This is a genomic window from Halalkalibacter kiskunsagensis (assembly GCF_037027555.1).
In the GTDB taxonomy this organism is placed as follows: domain Bacteria; phylum Bacillota; class Bacilli; order Bacillales; family Bacillaceae_D; genus Halalkalibacter; species Halalkalibacter kiskunsagensis.
Genome location: NZ_JAXBLX010000047.1, coordinates 1 through 17,380, shown reverse-complemented (window position 1 = coordinate 17,380; position 17,380 = coordinate 1). Strand labels below are relative to the sequence as shown.

Below are 17,380 nucleotides of genomic sequence, written 5' to 3'. Positions count from 1 at the left end.
TTGTGGGCACATTCTTGAAGAAAGATATACTTATTCTTCTGCGTGATCGGTCAGACCTTCTTATTCTCCTTATGATGCCATTTATTTTATTGACGATCCTTGGGTTTGCTTTAAGAGGATTACTCGGTGGTGATACGGAAGCATTAAACATGAAGGTTGCGCTTGTCGAGCTTGATAATGAACAAGCAGGGGTCGAACAATTCATTGAAGAACTTGAGCACATGTCATTACCTGAAGAAGTGGTCGATGAATTACGTGTAGCGGCTGCGGACGTAAGCCCATTGCCTCTATTGCACCGAACGCTAGATGATAAAAGTCTACAAGACATGATTGAGATTGAAGAACTAGAAGCATCGGTTGCCAAACAAGCATTACTAGATGGTGAGGTTGCTGCGATCTTAATAGTGCCAGAGGAGTTCACGTACTCTTCCTTACAAAGGATGCTTTTTAATGAAGGAGAAGGTAGTGAACTTTCAATCATGGTTCATGATCATTCATCGTTACAGGCGAACACATTTCAAACAATCATTGATCAATTTGTTCGTACCTTGAACTTTGAAACAGCTATTTCGATGGCTGCAAAAGAAGAAGCGGGAGTGATGATTCCAGTAGCAGAAACGATAGAGCTAGGAGGAATCGAAACAGTTTCTACCAATGATCCGATTAACTCTTTTCAATACTACACCATCGCCATGGCGGTTATGTTTGTTCTATTTGCAGGTTCGACGATTTCTAGTAAGGCATATGTTGAAAAAACACAGCATGTATTTTATAGAATTTTGCTATCAGGTAAACATCCTTTTGTGTATTTAAGTGGGAAGGTGATCTCAACCATTGTAGTTGTGTTAGGTCAGTTGCTGATTTTGTTTAGTTTATCAGGACTTATTTTTCAGCCTTTTCTGGAGACATCCCTTGAATTTTGGCTAGGTATGGCACTTATATCTCTTGTATTAGCTATTTGTGTCGGTGGATTTGCTGCTTTGCTAACGTCCCTGGTTGTTCGTTTTAATAGTGATGCGGTTTCCCACATTTTTTCCGGTGGAATTGTGTCCATTTTCGCCTTTGCCGGTGGAAGTTTCATGCCTGTTTCAGAGATGCCTGCCATTATCGGCAACATCGGAAGTTGGACGCCAAACGGGGCTGCACTATCAGCTTATTTGCAATGGATGCAAGGGTTTGGTATGAGTTCACTGCTCGTTCCACTTGGTAGAATTACAGGGATGGCACTCGTATTATTGCTTGTTAGTATATTCATCTTTCCAAGAAGGAGGTCGATCTGATTATGAAATCTGTGTTTCTATTGCAGTGGCAACGGTTCCGGCGAGCTCCTATTTTGGTTTTATCCTTCTTTCTTTTAACGATTGTATTCGTATCTGTGTTAGCAGGGTTTGGAGGAGAGAACCAAGCAACCGTTTATACGTACTCGGATGACTCCTTGGCAGAAGAAGAAAGGGAGGCATGGTTACAAAAGTTAAATGAATCAGATACACTTATGTTTACATGGATCGAAGAAGACGAAGCAAGACAGGCAGTAAGAAGTGGGGATGTAGGATTAGCGGTTGAACTGAAAGAAAATGATTATCGTATTTTAATTGCGGCTGATGAACCGAATCGCTATGTGGTTGAAGGGTACGTACATCAAGTATTTACAGAGGAGCTACGCTTAAGACAGGTAGAAAAGAGCGGTGTGGCAACAAAGTTCCGTTCGGACGTGGAACGTTTTTTACTTGATGAGACACTGGCAGTTACTACTTCTTCTGTAGAAGGAGAAGGGAGTTCTTTTGAATATAATGATCAATTGCAAATATTATTTGGAATGACATTGTTCTTTGCGATTTATACGATCCTGTTTAGTTTGATGAATGTCGCAGAAGAAAAAAGTATGGGGACATGGAATCGAATTATTTTGTCGCCACTTCGTAAATGGCAATTATATTTGGGGCATCTAATCTATTGTTTTGTGATTGGATATGCCCAAATTGTTTTCGTCTTTTTGCTTTTCCAATTTGTTTTTGGATTTGACTTGGGTGATCGGTTTGGAACGATGCTTATTATTATTGCTTGTTACACATTTTCAATTGTATCCTTAGGCATCCTTCTTATAGGACTGGTAAGAACAAGTCAGCAACTCCAAGCGGTCATCCCAATTTTAGCCTCAGCCATGGCTATGCTTGGTGGTGCGTTTTGGCCGATTGAAGTTGTGACGAATGAGATCATGTTGGCTATTTCACAAGGCATGCCAATTTTTTATGGCATAGATGCATTAAAGGGTGCATCCATTTATGACCGAGGCGTACTAAGCTTAGGGGAACCACTTTCCATTATGCTATTGTTTGGGGTCGTTTGTATGGGAGTGGGAATTAATTTAATGGAGCGCAGATAGATTGTAAATAAAACTTAGGGAGAAACAATAAAAGCATAAGAAAACAGGTGCACCAGTGCACCTGTTTTCTTATGCTTCATTCTTTATTAAACCAAAGCGGGTCGTTGTCATCAACGTCACCATTATAATTGATTAAGATCTCTTCCCCTGCTTTTATATCTTTGTAAGCATAGTAATCAAACGTGTGATTGTCAAAATTAATATCATACGTTGCATTAGGTTCATACGAGTGATTAAAAAGCATCCCGTACCCTAAAACGACTGCTGTATGGTTGATTCCGTACTCATAGACGTAATCAGCTAATACCGTTTGTTCAATGAATTCATGTTGCTCATTCGGGTAGGGAACAACAGGAGCTTCATGGAAAAGCTCACCTTTTTTTATATCGCATGTTGCAAATACCCCTCGATTGAATTCGCCTTCGCTAACCCTAGAAATCTTTATCTCAATCATGTTCGTCACCTACACATTCTTCTTTATTAAACATTATTAGTTTCATCTGACTATAACATTGCTATTCACATTCGACTATCAATAAGTCTCAACAATACGAGCCTTCCTTAGTCATGTAACCGCCATTAAGAAAAGAAAGGGGGATTTTTTCTACATTTGAAAACTAATACTAAACAGAGAAAGGATTCGTTTATTTTGTTCTACCATGTTTGTTACTAAAGAAAAAGGGTAAAAGTTGTAAGGAGTTATGTTGTTGGAAAAATCGGTTGTGAACTTATTAAGTGAAAAGAGAAAAGTAGGAGGGTTTATTTTTATGGCAAGTCAAACTGGATCAATCGTTCAAGACTCATTACATGCTTTGTTAGAAGATACGTCCTTTTTACCGCAACTACAAAAAGAGTCAAGAGAGCAAGCATTTACGTCCTTGGCGTCCATTCTTTCTACACCAAACAAAGTACATAAATCATTTTTACGTATTTCTTTGGAGAATGGCAAGGTGGTTCGAATTCCTGCTTTTCGAGTACAGCATAATAACACCCTTGGCCCGTATAAAGGCGGTGTTCGATTTCATGAATCTGTTAATGAAGAAGAAGTTGTTAACCTTGCTGCATTAATGACGCTGAAGAATGCTCTTCATGATGTGCCGTTTGGCGGTGGAAAAGGTGGCATCATCATCAATCCAAGGGAACATTCCGTAAAAGAGTTAAATTTAATTTGTCAAAAGTATGTTCACTACTTTAGCGATATTTTAGGACCTGATAAAGACATTCCTGCACCGGATATGGGTTCTGGTGATCGTGAAATGGATTGGATGATGGCTGAGTACAAAAGTATTCGCCCGGGTGAGCCGTATCGAGGAAGCTTCACCGGAAAAAGCATCATAAATGGTGGTTCTTTAGGAAGACGAGAAGCAACTGGGAAAGGGGTATATTTTTCATTTCGGTACATCCTACATGACTTCTTAAAGGATCAACAGACTTTTCTGGAGAATTCAGGAAATACATTTGCTAAGACCGTATTACATTATAAAAATCGGCCACTGACAATTGCTGTTCAAGGATTTGGGAATGTTGGTTCGGTTGCTGCGCTTGAAGCATATCAATGTGCGCTTTTACAAAATAAAGTCGTTTCTGTAAGTGATCGAAATGTTATGCTTTATAATTCAGAGGGCTTAGATATTCCAGCTTTAATTGGTTATACTTCAAAAAATCAAGGGGATCTCCCAACGACAGATGTACAATTATCTGAATGTGGAATAAAAGCGGATATTCTTGATAGAGATCAAGTTTTAGAGCTTGATGTAGATGTGTTAATCTTAGCAGCGTTAGAAGATCAAATTCATCAGGACAACATGAAGCAAATTAAAGCTAGAATTATTGTCGAAGGAGCCAATGCACCAGTTACGGGTGAAGCAGATAAATATTTGAGTGATCAAGGTGTGATTATTATTCCTGATATTTTAGCGAATGCGGGAGGGGTCATCGTATCATACTTTGAATGGTTACAAGGTCGTGAAACGCAATTTTATAGCGAAGAAGAGGTTTTTCAGCTCTTAGTAGATAAGATGAAAGCAACAATGGATACGATCCTACCACAGTATTTTGGAGATCCATTTCCATTACGGCAAAATTGTTATATTCATTCCGTGATGAAATTATCGACAGTCTTGTATCGTCAAGGCAAATTATACTAATTGTCGTTTCTTTACAAGGTATAAAACAAAGAAAACTAAGTATGCCACGAATAAAGCGACAGTTGCTAGCCCGCTATGAGAAACCATCCATAGCGGGCTTTTAGAACGTACTTCGAGACTGTTTTTTAGTGGTCTTCTAAGCTTAATTTAGAAGTAATAAGAATTCAGTTGGTTCAGTTAAGTAAGTACCGTTATGAAAAAGAAAAACTAGGTCGTTGGTACGCCTGGTGGATAGTAATAAGGTGGAACTTTAATCCAACCATGTTCTCTCATTTTTGTCTTTACATCCATGCCGTAAATCGCTTTTTCGGAATGGAACCTGATCCACATGAGTCCGATATCGCTTCGGATGCTTTGGCTAATATTCGTTGAACACATGACAATGTTAGAGGCTACTTTCGCTGAAATAAGATTAGCAATTTCAAAATCTGTTGCTTTTACTCCTAGTGGGATGCTATCAGGATCTGAATTTGGTTTGTGCATAGAGGTTTCAGGTAGGGAAACGCCTTCTTTAATCATAAATGTTTCCAACGTGTCTTTTTGATGCTGACCAAGTTTTATGCCATCTTTAATTAGTTCGATTAGTACATTATCAGTGGTCGTATTTAAGGCAGTTTCCAAAACAGGGATTTCTTCTGCGATGGCTGTGTAATAAAGCCAGCATCCCATCGCTTCTCCAATATGGAGCTTTGATTTAGACTCAGTATCAAACCTTGTCCGAAGATAATCAAATAAGGCTTCTATCTTATTTGGCAAAAATCATTCCTCCTTTAATAGTAATTAATCATATGGTTAACCGCATTGTAAATATTATACATTTGTAAAAGGTTTCATGGTGATCCTATTGAAACTAGGAATAAGGAGAAGGATATAGTGATTTCTTTTGAGGCTTGAGGAGGCATGAGTTCAATAATTAAGTTAAAAAAGGAGATTCGAAAAGTTTCTCAGCCTTGCGTCGGATGATTTTCAATTGTTCATCATATAAAGTTAAGTAGAACGTATAATACCGTGTAGAAAGGGTGATGCTCGTGAACGATTCAAGGACTAGCCATACTCATCAAGAATTAGCAATCGAAGCTGTCGGGCTTGTAAAGTTATTTGGAAAGAATAAAGCAGTAAACGGTGTTGATTTAGTAATTCCTAAAGGAACAGTATATGGATTTTTAGGTCCGAATGGAGCAGGGAAAACAACTACTGTACGTATGTTGGCTACGTTATTGAAACCAGATGGGGGCAGTGCAAAAATTCTCGGGCATGATCTGGTTAAAGAAGCTGATGCTATTCGAAGCTGTGTGAGTTTGACCGGTCAATTTGCTTCTGTAGATGAAGATCTTTCAGGAATGGAAAATCTTGTGTTGATTGCTCGGCTTCTTGGTTTTTCGCGTACCCAGGCAAAAGAAAGGGCTCGTGATCTACTTCAAGCCTTTGGTCTAGAGGAGGCAGCCAACCGACAGGTGAAGAAATATTCGGGAGGAATGAGACGGCGGATTGATATTGCTGCAAGTATTGTCGTGACGCCAGATTTGCTGTTTCTCGATGAGCCAACTACTGGACTTGATCCACGTAGTCGAAACCAAGTGTGGGAAATTGTTCGAGCTCTAGTTAGCGCAGGAACAACGGTATTGTTAACGACTCAATATCTTGAAGAAGCTGATCAATTAGCTGATCGAATTGCTGTAATTGACCAAGGCAAGATCATTGCAGAAGGAACAAGTTCGGAACTAAAAGCATCAGTAGGGGAAGGAACTTTACATGTGCGACTTGTTGATCCAGAAACAAGAGCACAAGCAGCGGAAATATTAGCTGAGAAATTAGATACAGCCATTCAATATGAATCTGATCCGTCAGCTCTTTCCGTTCGAGTAACTGATAATGAACTTGTGGCCTTTGCTCTTGGTGAGTTGGCACGTGTAGATATTAAAGTAACGGATTTCTCTCTTGGGCAACCTAGTCTTGATGAAGTGTTTCTTACTTTAACAGGGCGAAGTGCAGAGGATGAGGATTTCTCTCGGGAGGTGAAAGCATAATGCCGTCATCTAGTAAGGAGAGAACAGAAATAGATGAACGTTTGCTCAAAGTGCTTTCGAATAAAGAACGTCCGAGTCGACCAAGTGGATTGACGAATACATTTACTTTCGGATGGAGAGCGCTCTTGAAGCTCAAGTATGTACCGGAACAGCTGATGGATGTTACCGTTTTCCCGATCATGTTTTTGTTGATGTTTACGTATTTGTTCGGTGGTGCCATTGCTGGATCAACCGGTGATTATTTACAGTTCTTATTGCCAGGTATATTGGCAATGACAGTGGTGACGATCACGATGTACACGGGAATGGAGTTAAACAATGATATATCGAAGGGTATCTTCGATCGATTCCGCTCGTTACCAATTTGGAGACCGTCCGTTCTAGTAGGTATGTTAATGATGGATGCGCTCAGGTACACAATTGCCTCAACCATTATGATTGTGCTTGGACTAATTATGGGGTTTCGTCCAGATGGTGGAACGGTCGGTGTGATTCTTTCGGTCGCGTTACTCGTTTGGTTTTCATTTAGTTTATCATGGATTTGGACCACACTTGGGTTAATCCTAAGAACAGAGAAGTCGCTTATGGGTGTCAGCATGATGGTACTTTTTCCTCTGACCTTTGTAAGTAACGTCTTTGTTGATCCGACGACATTGCCATCATGGTTGCAGGCGTTCGTGGAAGTGAACCCAATTTCATTACTCGTGACCGCAGTACGTGGATTAATGCATGGGACAGTAACATTTGAACAAGTTGGTTGGGTGCTAGTAGCATCAGTTATCATCCTACTAATCTTCGCTCCTCTAACGATGTATTTGTATCGAAATAAAAGGTAATAAAAGTACAGAATAGCTCTGATGCATAAAGAGGCATCAGGGCTATTCTGTTGTAAATGAAAAAAATTATAGACAACTCTTTCTATATATGGCATAAATGATACTAGGGATAAGATCGTATGTTCGTAATGTGAAGATGGAAGGAGCGGTTAATATGAATTACCGCATTGTTGAAAGGGAGGCCTTTTCAATTATCGGAAAAGGGGTAAGAGTGTCGACTGAAAATGGAGAGAACTCAAAAAAAATTCCTGAATTTTGGCAGGAAAGCAATCAAGATGGAACAACAGAACAGTTACTACCCTTTGCAAAGAACATGGGTTTTCTTGGACTATGCCTAGACTTTGATAAAGTTCAGCATGATTTCATTTATATGATCGCTGTTGTGAAACCAAATGGAGCAAACGTACCAGCGAGCTTTGAAGAAAGAAAAATACCAAAGGCAACATGGGCTGTCTTTGACGCAATCGGACCATTGCCTCATTCCGTTCAAGAGCTATGGCAGCGTATTTTTTCAGAATGGTTTCCTGCAACAGGCTATGAGCATAGTGGTGCACCGGAAATGGAAGTATATCCAGTGGGAGAAGATGTAACATCTGATTTAAATCGCACTGAGATATGGGTTCCTATTAGAAAGTAAAAACGATAGAACGCAATGAAGAATGACCAATGATAAGAGAGGGCACTGGAAAGGGCAATTTTTCCTTTTTAGTGCCTTTAGTCTATGGTTGGTCTTTTCTTATCGTTTCTAGTAATTTTCAAATTTTTTTGTGGAAACCACACCTATGAAAAACATTTCCTTGTCAGCTCATCTGACATAGTTAGAGATTTTATCTAGCACTATTCGATAAAATGAGACTGATGTAACTACTAATAACAAGTAAATTAGATATATCTTTGAATGATGACAATCCTATAGTGCAAATAAGCGAATAGATTATGGTCTGGAGGGTTTCTAAGATGGAAAAGCAAAAGTTAGTCTTAATCGGAAACGGCATGGCAGGTATTAATTGCATTGAGGAAATCTTAAAGAACAATCCTAACATGTATGAGGTTACGGTTTTTGGAAGTGAACCACATTATAATTATAACCGAATTATGTTATCCACGGTTTTACAAGGAGATACAAAGGTAGAGGATATTACGCTGCATAATCGCTCCTGGTATGAGAAGAACGATATTCAGCTTTATACAGGTGAGACGGTTGTAAAGGTCGACAAAGAGAAAAAGGTGGTAAGAACAGATCAATCGCGAGAGGTTACGTATGATAAGCTCATCTTTGCCACAGGCTCAAACCCCTTTGTGTTACCGATTCCTGGAGCGGATAAAGAAGGTGTTGTAAGCTTTCGGACTATAGAAGATTGTCAAAAGATTATTAATATATCAAACGGGTATAAAAAAGCAGTTGTGATTGGTGGAGGATTACTTGGGTTAGAGGCAGCTAGGGGTTTACTCAATCTAGGAATGAGTGTAGATGTTGTTCACATCGCTGAACATATAATGGAAAGACAACTGGACCAAACAGCATCGAACATGCTTCGTCAAGAACTGGAAAGTCAAGGAATGAATTTCTTGTTAAACAAAGCAACTGAGGAAATTATTGGAGAATCCCGTGTTGAAGGGCTGCGTTTTAAAGATGGCTCTGTAGTTGAAACAGATGCTGTCATTATGGCGGTTGGTGTAAGGCCGAATGTACAAATGGCTAAGGATAGTGGAATCGAGACAAACCGAGCTATTCTTGTTAATGACTATTTGCAAACGAGTGAACCAGATATCTATGCTGTTGGTGAATGTGTGGAGCATAGAGGAATGGTATATGGACTTGTTAAACCGTTATATGAACAAGGTAGAATATTAGCCCAGCACATTTGTGGTGTAGAAGAAAGTGGATATCAAGGATCTACCTTATCAACTCAATTGAAGATATCAGGTGTCGATGTCTTTTCTGTAGGGCAATTCCAGCCAGATGAAGAAACGAAAACCATTACACAATATGATGAGTTAGCTGGTATATACAAAAAAATTGTTTTGAAAGAAGACAAAGTAATAGGATCTGTCTTATTTGGGGACACAAAAGCTGGCAATAAGCTTCTTGATATGATCAGTAAGCAGAAGGTCATTACAGACGAGGAAAAGATAATGATTCTACAATCTTCTAGTCAGGATTCCCAAGTGGCTTCCATGGAACAAACAGATCTGATTTGTAATTGTAATGCTGTTACAAAAGGAACAATTATTGAGGCATGTCAAACACAAGGGTTAACAACGGTTGAGGAAGTTAAGAAATGTACAAAAGCTTCAACTGCGTGCGGTGGTTGTAAACCATTAGTGACAGATTTACTTTCATATATTCAAAGTGACGACTTTGATGAAGTCATCGAGAAAGAGACGATGTGCTCCTGTACGACATTAACTGATGAAGAGATTGTTACAGAAATGCAACTATTAGATTTAAGGACTGTTCATGAGGTAATGAGTGAGCTTGGGTGGAAGAATGAGGAAGGCTGTTCAACCTGTATACCAGCCTTGCAATATTATCTTGGAATGATCTACCCAGAGTATGAAACGAAACAAGAATCACTTTTCCTCAATGATCGAAAAAATGCAACGCTACAAAGTGATGGGACATATTCTCTGACTCCGCAAATGTATGGTGGGGTAACGAATGCAGAGGAATTACGTAAGATTGCTGATGTTGTCGAAAAATATAGAATTCCAAATGTAGCGATAACGAGTGAGCAAAGAGTTCATTTATTCGGGGTGAAAGAAGAAGATCTCGAACCGATTTGGAACGATTTAGATATGCATTTAAGTAGCACATATGGCAATACGGTACAAAACATTAAAACTTGTATTGGTGAGACAGTTTGTAAGTGCGAGAAGCATAACGCCTTGGAACTGGCTGTTAAAGTAGAAAAGAAAACGGAGTATCTAACCACACCATACCGAATTAAAATGGGTATATCAGCGTGTATGCACAATGGGGCTGGATCAACAACGAAGGACATTGGGGTTATCCAATTTGATAGAGGCTTTGAAATTTATGTGGGGGGAAGCAGTGGTCGAAACGTCCGTTCAGGTCAACTGCTTTGTGTAACGGATACAGAACAAGAAGTGTTTGAACTAATTTGTGGATTCATTCAATATTATCGTGAGACGGCTAAATATTCGGAACGTACATGGGAATGGATGGACCGAATCAACTTGCTGCATATTCGAGAGGTATTATTTGATCATGATTTAAGACAACAATTACTGGCTAACTTGGAGCATGACGTTAACCAAAATAAAAAAGTATTGGAGAAAACTGTTACCTGATATGACGTGTCCAGATGTGACAAATAAGCTAGCAAAGGATGAGACACCTTGACTGAAATGTTATTACGCTATTTTCGAACAAAACAAAAGGAAGCCGAAACAGAGAAAGTCTATGATACACAATGTCCCTTTTGTAGTATGCAATGCAAAATGCAGCTCATTGAACAGTCAACTGTAACAAGAAAGAAATATAAGACAGTAGGAAAAAATAATCCGACTTCTGAGGGGCGCCTTTGTATTAAAGGATTAAATGCTCATCAGCATGCAATTCATACAGATCGTCTTAAGCATCCTTTATTAAAAGTAGATGGAGAGTTCGTACAAATATCTTGGGCAGAAGCGATGGGTATTATCAAAGAGAAATTTACCTCCATTCAATCACAATATGGGAAAAATGCGTTATCCGTCTATGGCAGTGCAACAATTACGAATGAAGAAGCGTATTTGCTTGGGAAATTTGCACGTGTCGGCTTAGAGACAAAATATATCGACTATAATGGACGTTTGTGTATGTCAGCTGCGGCTTCGGCTGCAGCACAAACATTTGGAATGGATCGTGGTTTTACAAACACGATTCAAGAAATTCCTCATTCAAGGTGCCTTGTACTTGCTGGAACGAATATTGCAGAATGTCAGCCAACGATCATGCCGTATTTTGAGAAGGCGAAAGAAAATGGATCGTTTATAATTGCGATTGACCCTCGAGAAACGTCAACGACAAAAATGGCTGACTTGCACTTGAAAGTAAAGCCAGGCATGGATGCTGCACTTGCAAATGGACTGTTGAAGGTCATTATTGAAGAACAGCTTATAGACGAGTCGTTTATTCATGAGAGAGTTAATGGATTTACAGAAGTAAAAGAGTATGTATCGTCACTAGATTTGGATGAGGTCTCGGAACTTACTGGTGTACCAGTCAATCAAATCAAGAAAGCAGCCACTGTATTTGGAAGAGAAGAATCTGGGATGATTTTTACGGCAAGAGGAGTTGAACAGCAAACAGATGGATCGACGGCTGTCAGAAATTTTTTGAATATCCTATTAGCTACAGGGAAAATAGGTAAGAAGTATTCTGGGTTTGGTGCTGTGACTGGTCAAGGGAATGGTCAAGGTGCAAGAGAGCACGGCCAAAAAGCAGACCAATTACCTGGCTATCGTTCGATTGAAAATGACGAGCACCGAAAATATATTTCTGGCGTTTGGGGTATTAATGAAAAGGACTTGCCAAGAAAAGGGGTTTCTGCCTTTGAAATGATTCAAAAAATGGATGAAGGTGAAATTAAAGGCCTATTCCTTATGTGTTCAAATCCTGTTGTCTCCAATCCAAGTGCTGAATTTGTTAAGCAAGCAATCGAAAAGCTAGACTTCTTCGTAGCGGTTGATATGTTTATATCAGAGTCTGCTAGATTAGCAGATTTAATTTTGCCGACAACTTCGTACTTAGAGACACCTGGTACGATGACAAATGTAGAAGGAAGAGTCACTTTACGAGAAGCTAGCTTTCCGGTAAGAGGTGAAGCGAAGCATGATTGGCAAATTATTTGTGAGGTAGCAGAGGAGCTTGGAAAAGGTGAGTATTTCTCATTCTCGTCTCCCGAAGAAGTGTTCAATGAGTTACGTATAGCAACTCGAGGTGGAATTGCCGATTATTCTGGAATTACGTATGATCGCTTGCGAAAAGAAAAAGGGATCTTATGGCCTTGTCCGGATGAAAATCACTCGGGAACTGAAAGGTTATTTGAAACAGAGTTCGCCCATGCTGACAAAAAAGCAGCAATGGTGGTTGTTTCAAATACTCCTGCCATTTCAAAAGAAAAGCCAACGGAAGACTTTCCTCTTTACTTAACGACTGGAAGAGTGATGTCTCATTATTTAACAGGTGTGCAAACAAGGAAAAGTTCAACGCTAGCAGCACGAGAGTTCGAATCGTATATGGAAATCCATCCATCTACAGCAGAGAAGTATCAGATTAAAGATAATATGTTAGTGAAAATTGAGTCTAAAAGAGGCAGTATTGTTGTTCGAAGCAAGTGGTCACAAACCATTCGAAAAGATACAGTGTTTGTACCGTTTCATTGGGCTGACTCGCAAAATGTGAACAGGTTAGTATCTAAGAAATTAGATCCTACTTGCAAGATGCCAGGATTTAAAGTGAGTGCAGTGAAGATTAGTCCCGTTGCAAATTAACGGTTTTATTAGCAACACATGGGGTAAAATACTCCATGTGTTGCTTTTTGTCTGAAAAATTCAAGCAATTCGAGAAAGGGATTGTTAGAGAAGGCATAGTCCTATCTATACATAAAAAAAAGCGCTTTTGTAACTATTTCATTAGTTACAAAAGCGGGTTAAGCTCATTTAATGAGAGAAGTACTTTCTTCGATGTTTCCAACTGATAGTACGTATCCTACTTTATTTAAAGGAGAAAGATTCCCTTTTGAACAGTCTATAGTACTTTCTTCTTCAAACGTTCTACCTCGATTTCTGTTTCTTTATTTATCACATCGATTTCATCTGAAGACATATAGTAGTCTTCACCAAACGAGTTTTTAGGCTCTTCTAATGTAAAGAAGCAGATTAGGAAACTGACGAGAGCTCCAGACGCTAGGATAAAGAAAAATTGTTGCGGCGTTACAAACGTGTACAAAGTTAGGTAAATGGTTGCACCTACATTTCCATATGCACCAGCCATTCCAGCAATCTGCCCTGTTACACGTTTTTTGATCATTGGAATAACGGCAAATGTTGCACCTTCAGCACCTTGAATGAACATGGATGTAAGAACAGTAATCGCAACAGCGACAATAAGCGGCCAGCTAGAATCCATAAAGCCCATTCCAAAGAGTCCAACAGTGATACCAGCCATATAGACTAGCATAACATTTCGACGACTGCCCATTCGGTCAGAAAGAACGCCACCTAAAGGACGAGCAAGTAGATTCACAAAGGCAAATGATGCAGCGATGAGTCCTGCTTGTGAAGCAGAAAGTGAAAATGTTAACTGGAAAAACATTGGTAGCATCGAAATGATCGCTAGTTCGGCACCGAAATTAGCAAAGTACGTACTATTCAATGCTCCTACATTTTTAAATTTATATTTATCATCCTCTGGAACTCCTTTTTTCAACAGAGGAACATTTACTTTAAGAATCATTGTGATCTGATACACTAAGACAAGTCCAATTACCGCCCAGACAACATATAAAGCTGTTTCAGATACAAATCCTAGACCTGCTAATCTCCAAGCACTTACGGCTAACGCTCCACCAAGAGGGATCGTCCAAAAGATCAGTTGAACCATATCGCCCCAGCTACTTACTTCTAATGCTCCTGTACGCTTTGGCTTAATAAGTGGTTTTCCGTCTGGTGTATCTTTTACATTAAAGTAATAGACAAACCCATAAATGAAGCAAATAACACCTGTGAACGCTAGTGCATATCTCCAACCATCTTCGCCACCAAGCATTGTTAGAGCGAACCATGGTAAGAGCATTGCTGCAGCTGCTGAACCGAAATTTCCCCAACCTCCATAAATACCTTCTGCAAATCCAACACTTTTAGGCGGAAACCATTCTGCCACCATTCGAATTCCAATAACGAAACTAGCACCGATACTACCTAATACTAGACGAGAAATTAAGAGTTGAGCCCAACTATCTCCAAAAGCGAAGACAATCGCTGGAATCGACATCGTAATGAGTAAAGCAGAGTAGACTTTTCTCGGTCCGTATTTATCGAGTAAAGATCCAATCAGTACCCGAGCAGGAATGGTTAGAACAACGTTACAAATTCCGAGTGCTGCAATGTGTTGCGGTGTTAACCAATCCATCGTCTCAAGCATCGTAGTTGCAAGTGGTGCCATATTGTACCAAGTGAAAAATGAAATAAAGAATGCAAACCAAGTGAAATGTAGAATTTTAATCCTTTCATTCTTAAACTTAAAAATCTCCGTAACTGTCATCGAAAAAGCCTCCCTAAAAAATCAATATTTTAAATATAGTTTTTATTTTTACATTACATCAAGCGAGTTGTCTGAATATTGGATAGAAAATGTTACATAGTTTTTGGTTTGGAAAAGTCATCCACATAAATTTTCACCCCTGTAATACTAAGCATTTTAGGAAGGTTTGACTAATTTCTTCTTACTTAATAGAAAAATGGTCTATTTGAGAAAAAATCAACCTTTTGTTTTTTATTTTGGTATCCGAAAAGTATTTTTAATAATGGTAATAAACTGAAAAACAAAACAGAAACATTCAAAACAAATTCTAGAAAAAGAGGGTTGTTTCGCGGATTCCAAAAAACCATGTCAGATAAAGTGACAGGATATAACATGTATCTAAGATGTTGGTTTAGGATAAACATATAAATCAAATAATTAATTACAGTTGCAAGGGGGAGTGATTATGAAAAGTGGAATGGTCTACTTTGTAGGGGCTGGTCCGGGAGACATAGATTTAATTACCGTAAAAGGAAAGCAGGCTTTACAAGAGGCTGATGTAGTCATTTTTGACCGTTTAATCAATCCTTTTTTGTTAACTGCTGTGAGAGACGATGCTAAGTTAATTTATTGCGGGAAACAACCATGTAAACATACGTTAAGACAAGAAGATATTCAAAAAGAAATCCTGATCCATGCTAGAAAAGGAAAGACAGTTGTCCGGTTAAAGGGTGGTGACCCTGCTGTCTTTGGAAGAGTGGGAGAAGAGGTTGAGCTGTTAGCCGAACATCGCATAGCTTATGAAATTATTCCAGGAATTACAGCAGGAATTGCGGCAACGATGTATTCAGGCGTTCCAATTACTCACCGGAAACATTCAAATTCTTTTGCTGTTGTAACAGGACACGGTAGCAAGGATGATGGTACTCCCAACGTTGAGTGGGGGCCTTTAGCAAAGGGAGTCGAAACAATTGTTTTTTATATGGGTGTGAAGCACCTTAGAACGATTACAACAGAATTGATCAAAAATGGGAAAGAAAAAGATACAGCTGCTTTAGTTGTCCAGTGGGGGACATATAGCAAGCAACGAACTGTCGAGGGTTCACTTGCTACGATAGCCAACAAAGTAAAACAAGCAAACATAACCAATCCGGCGATAATCGTGGTCGGAGATGTCGCAAAGTTGCGATCGAAATTAGCTTGGTTTGATAACAAGCAACTTTCAGGAAGAGGAGTCCTTATTCCTTCTAAAACAGAAATGAATCAACAATTGGTTAAAAGTCTTAAGGTTAATGGAGCAGATGTATATGAGCATAACTTGCTAACACAGGTTGAGAATATTGGTAGCGAGCAGGTAAATCAAATAACACAGCTGTCTAAAGAACAACAACTTGTCTTTCTCTCGACTCAAAGTGTCTACACCTTTTTACGTGCTCTTGGAGAGAACGATTTAGATCTTAGAAAGATTGAATCTCCTATTTATGCAATAGATAATGCTGTGAAAGCAACCTTACAAATGTTAGGGATTCAGTCATCGCTTGCAAGTATCTGTGAGTTACAATCGCCGGTTTTAATAGGGGGAGACGTAGAGATTGAGAGTATGAGACTAGAATATCCAAAATGGAAAGAGGAGCTAGTCTTAACGAAACATAAAGTGAGCCAAAAAGATATAGAGGCATTTAATAGATTAATAGAAGAACAACATGTGAACACACTTCTAGTAACGAGCTCCAAAGAAGCCATTCAATTAGTAACGTTTCTTAAATTGAGTGGAATCGAAAAAGATAGTGTGATAAATACTCTTAACGTTGTCTGTAGGGGCATAGAAACGAGTCTTATTCTCGAGGCGGCTAAAATACCTGTAAAAAGGTTCAGAGAAGGCGAGAATATCATGACGGTAATTAGGGAAGAAGAAACGGTTTTAGCGGTAGAAAGTTAAGTTTAGTACGAAGCAAAAAATGATACTGATCACAACGATAAAGGAGAGGTTATTGTGAGAGAGAAACTAGTGCTAATAGGAAATGGTATGGCGGGGATTCGGACAATTGAAGAAATTTTAAAGAATGATTCTAATCGTTTTGATATCACTGTATTTGGAGAAGAGCCACATCCAAACTATAACCGAATTTTGCTATCTTCTGTACTTCAAGGGGATACGACAGTTGATGATATCGTTTTAAATGAGTATAGCTGGTATGCAGAAAATCAAATTGAACTTGTAACAGGGGATCCGGTTGTTAAAGTCGATACAGAAAAGCAAATCGTACTCAGTCAAAATGGAGTGGAACGTCCGTACGATAAACTGATTTTTGCTACTGGTTCAAATCCATTTATGCTTCCACTACCTGGAGCTGATAAAGAAGGGGTAATTGCTTTCCGTAACATTAAAGACTGTGAAACGATGATTGATACGTCGAAAAAGTATAAGAGAGCAACCGTTATCGGTGGAGGCTTACTAGGACTTGAGGCAGCGCGTGGCTTGCTTAACTTAGATATGGAAGTCGATGTTATTCACATTGCTGACTATTTAATGGAGCGTCAACTAGATGATCAAGCAGGAAAGATGTTAAAAGAAGAGCTTGAAGCGCAAGGGATGACGTTCCACTTACAGAAAAACACGAAAGAAATCGAAGGGAAAAAGCGCGTAGAAAGCATTTACTTTACCGATGGCACACGATTTAAAACAGATTTAGTTGTTATGGCTGTTGGGATTAAGCCGAATGTAGCTCTAGCTC

At 39.1% G+C, this 17,380-nt stretch carries 13 protein-coding genes; 10 read left to right on the top strand and 3 right to left on the bottom strand.

Translation table 11 applies throughout. The features are described from left to right. Nucleotides 1-2: 2 nt before the first annotated feature. Both SLH51_RS20160 and SLH51_RS20155 read left to right on the top strand, forming a co-directional pair. Nucleotides 3-1,280, top strand: a complete 1,278-nt coding sequence (locus tag SLH51_RS20160; protein WP_335963328.1) for an ABC transporter permease — start codon at nt 3-5, stop codon at nt 1,278-1,280. Nucleotides 1,281-1,282: 2 nt separating this feature from the next. Further along, a complete protein-coding gene (locus tag SLH51_RS20155; protein ID WP_335963326.1) occupies nt 1,283-2,383 on the top strand; it encodes an ABC transporter permease in 1,101 nt (366 codons plus the stop codon). A gap of 76 nt (nt 2,384-2,459) precedes the next feature. On the opposite strand, the gene SLH51_RS20150 is transcribed toward SLH51_RS20155, so the two are convergent. Beyond that, on the bottom strand, nt 2,460-2,837 hold the full coding sequence (locus SLH51_RS20150) for an SET domain-containing protein (protein WP_335963325.1): 378 nt from the start codon (nt 2,835-2,837) through the stop codon (nt 2,460-2,462). Between the two features lie 313 nt (nt 2,838-3,150). Between SLH51_RS20150 and SLH51_RS20145 the strand changes: the two genes are divergently transcribed. Beyond that, on the top strand, nt 3,151-4,530 hold the full coding sequence (locus SLH51_RS20145; RefSeq protein ID WP_335963346.1) for a Glu/Leu/Phe/Val family dehydrogenase: 1,380 nt from the start codon (nt 3,151-3,153) through the stop codon (nt 4,528-4,530). Between the two features lie 207 nt (nt 4,531-4,737). Here the strand turns inward: SLH51_RS20145 and SLH51_RS20140 are convergent, their stop codons facing one another. Next, entirely contained in the window at nt 4,738-5,286 is a 549-nt protein-coding gene (locus tag SLH51_RS20140; RefSeq protein WP_335963324.1) for a DUF3231 family protein, read from the bottom strand. Between the two features lie 266 nt (nt 5,287-5,552). Here SLH51_RS20140 and SLH51_RS20135 point away from each other — a divergent pair, with 266 nt between their 5' ends. The 5 genes from SLH51_RS20135 to nasC all read left to right on the top strand — a co-directional run bounded on the left by SLH51_RS20135 (nt 5,553) and on the right by nasC (nt 12,895). After that, nucleotides 5,553-6,557, top strand: a complete 1,005-nt coding sequence (locus SLH51_RS20135) for an ATP-binding cassette domain-containing protein (protein ID WP_335963323.1) — start codon at nt 5,553-5,555, stop codon at nt 6,555-6,557. Continuing rightward, nucleotides 6,557-7,393: an ABC transporter permease gene (locus tag SLH51_RS20130; RefSeq protein WP_335963322.1), complete on the top strand. Its 837-nt coding sequence runs from the start codon at nt 6,557-6,559 to the stop codon at nt 7,391-7,393. The genes SLH51_RS20135 and SLH51_RS20130 overlap by 1 nt, the downstream gene beginning before the upstream one ends. Before the next feature lie 154 nt (nt 7,394-7,547). Then, a complete protein-coding gene (locus SLH51_RS20125) occupies nt 7,548-8,030 on the top strand; it encodes a GyrI-like domain-containing protein (RefSeq protein WP_335963321.1) in 483 nt (160 codons plus the stop codon). Nucleotides 8,031-8,350: 320 nt separating this feature from the next. Then, nucleotides 8,351-10,708, top strand: a complete 2,358-nt coding sequence (gene nirB / locus SLH51_RS20120) for a nitrite reductase large subunit NirB (protein WP_335963320.1) — start codon at nt 8,351-8,353, stop codon at nt 10,706-10,708. A 48-nt stretch (nt 10,709-10,756) separates the two neighbouring features. Further along, nucleotides 10,757-12,895 carry an assimilatory nitrate reductase catalytic subunit NasC gene (gene nasC / locus SLH51_RS20115; RefSeq protein WP_335963319.1) on the top strand — a complete coding sequence of 713 codons (2,139 nt, stop codon included), beginning with the start codon at nt 10,757-10,759 and terminating at the stop codon, nt 12,893-12,895. A gap of 256 nt (nt 12,896-13,151) precedes the next feature. Here the strand turns inward: nasC and SLH51_RS20110 are convergent, their stop codons facing one another. Continuing rightward, nucleotides 13,152-14,666: a NarK family nitrate/nitrite MFS transporter gene (locus SLH51_RS20110; RefSeq protein WP_335963318.1), complete on the bottom strand. Its 1,515-nt coding sequence runs from the start codon at nt 14,664-14,666 to the stop codon at nt 13,152-13,154. 445 nt (nt 14,667-15,111) lie between these two features. Here SLH51_RS20110 and cobA point away from each other — a divergent pair, with 445 nt between their 5' ends. Both cobA and SLH51_RS20100 read left to right on the top strand, forming a co-directional pair. Further along, the gene (cobA, locus tag SLH51_RS20105) at nt 15,112-16,584 is read left to right on the top strand and encodes a uroporphyrinogen-III C-methyltransferase (protein WP_335963316.1); all 1,473 of its coding nucleotides are present in this window, start codon (nt 15,112-15,114) and stop codon (nt 16,582-16,584) included. 87 nt (nt 16,585-16,671) lie between these two features. Then, a partial coding sequence (locus SLH51_RS20100) for an NAD(P)/FAD-dependent oxidoreductase (RefSeq protein WP_418770390.1) occupies nt 16,672-17,380 on the top strand: 709 nt, incomplete at its 3' end.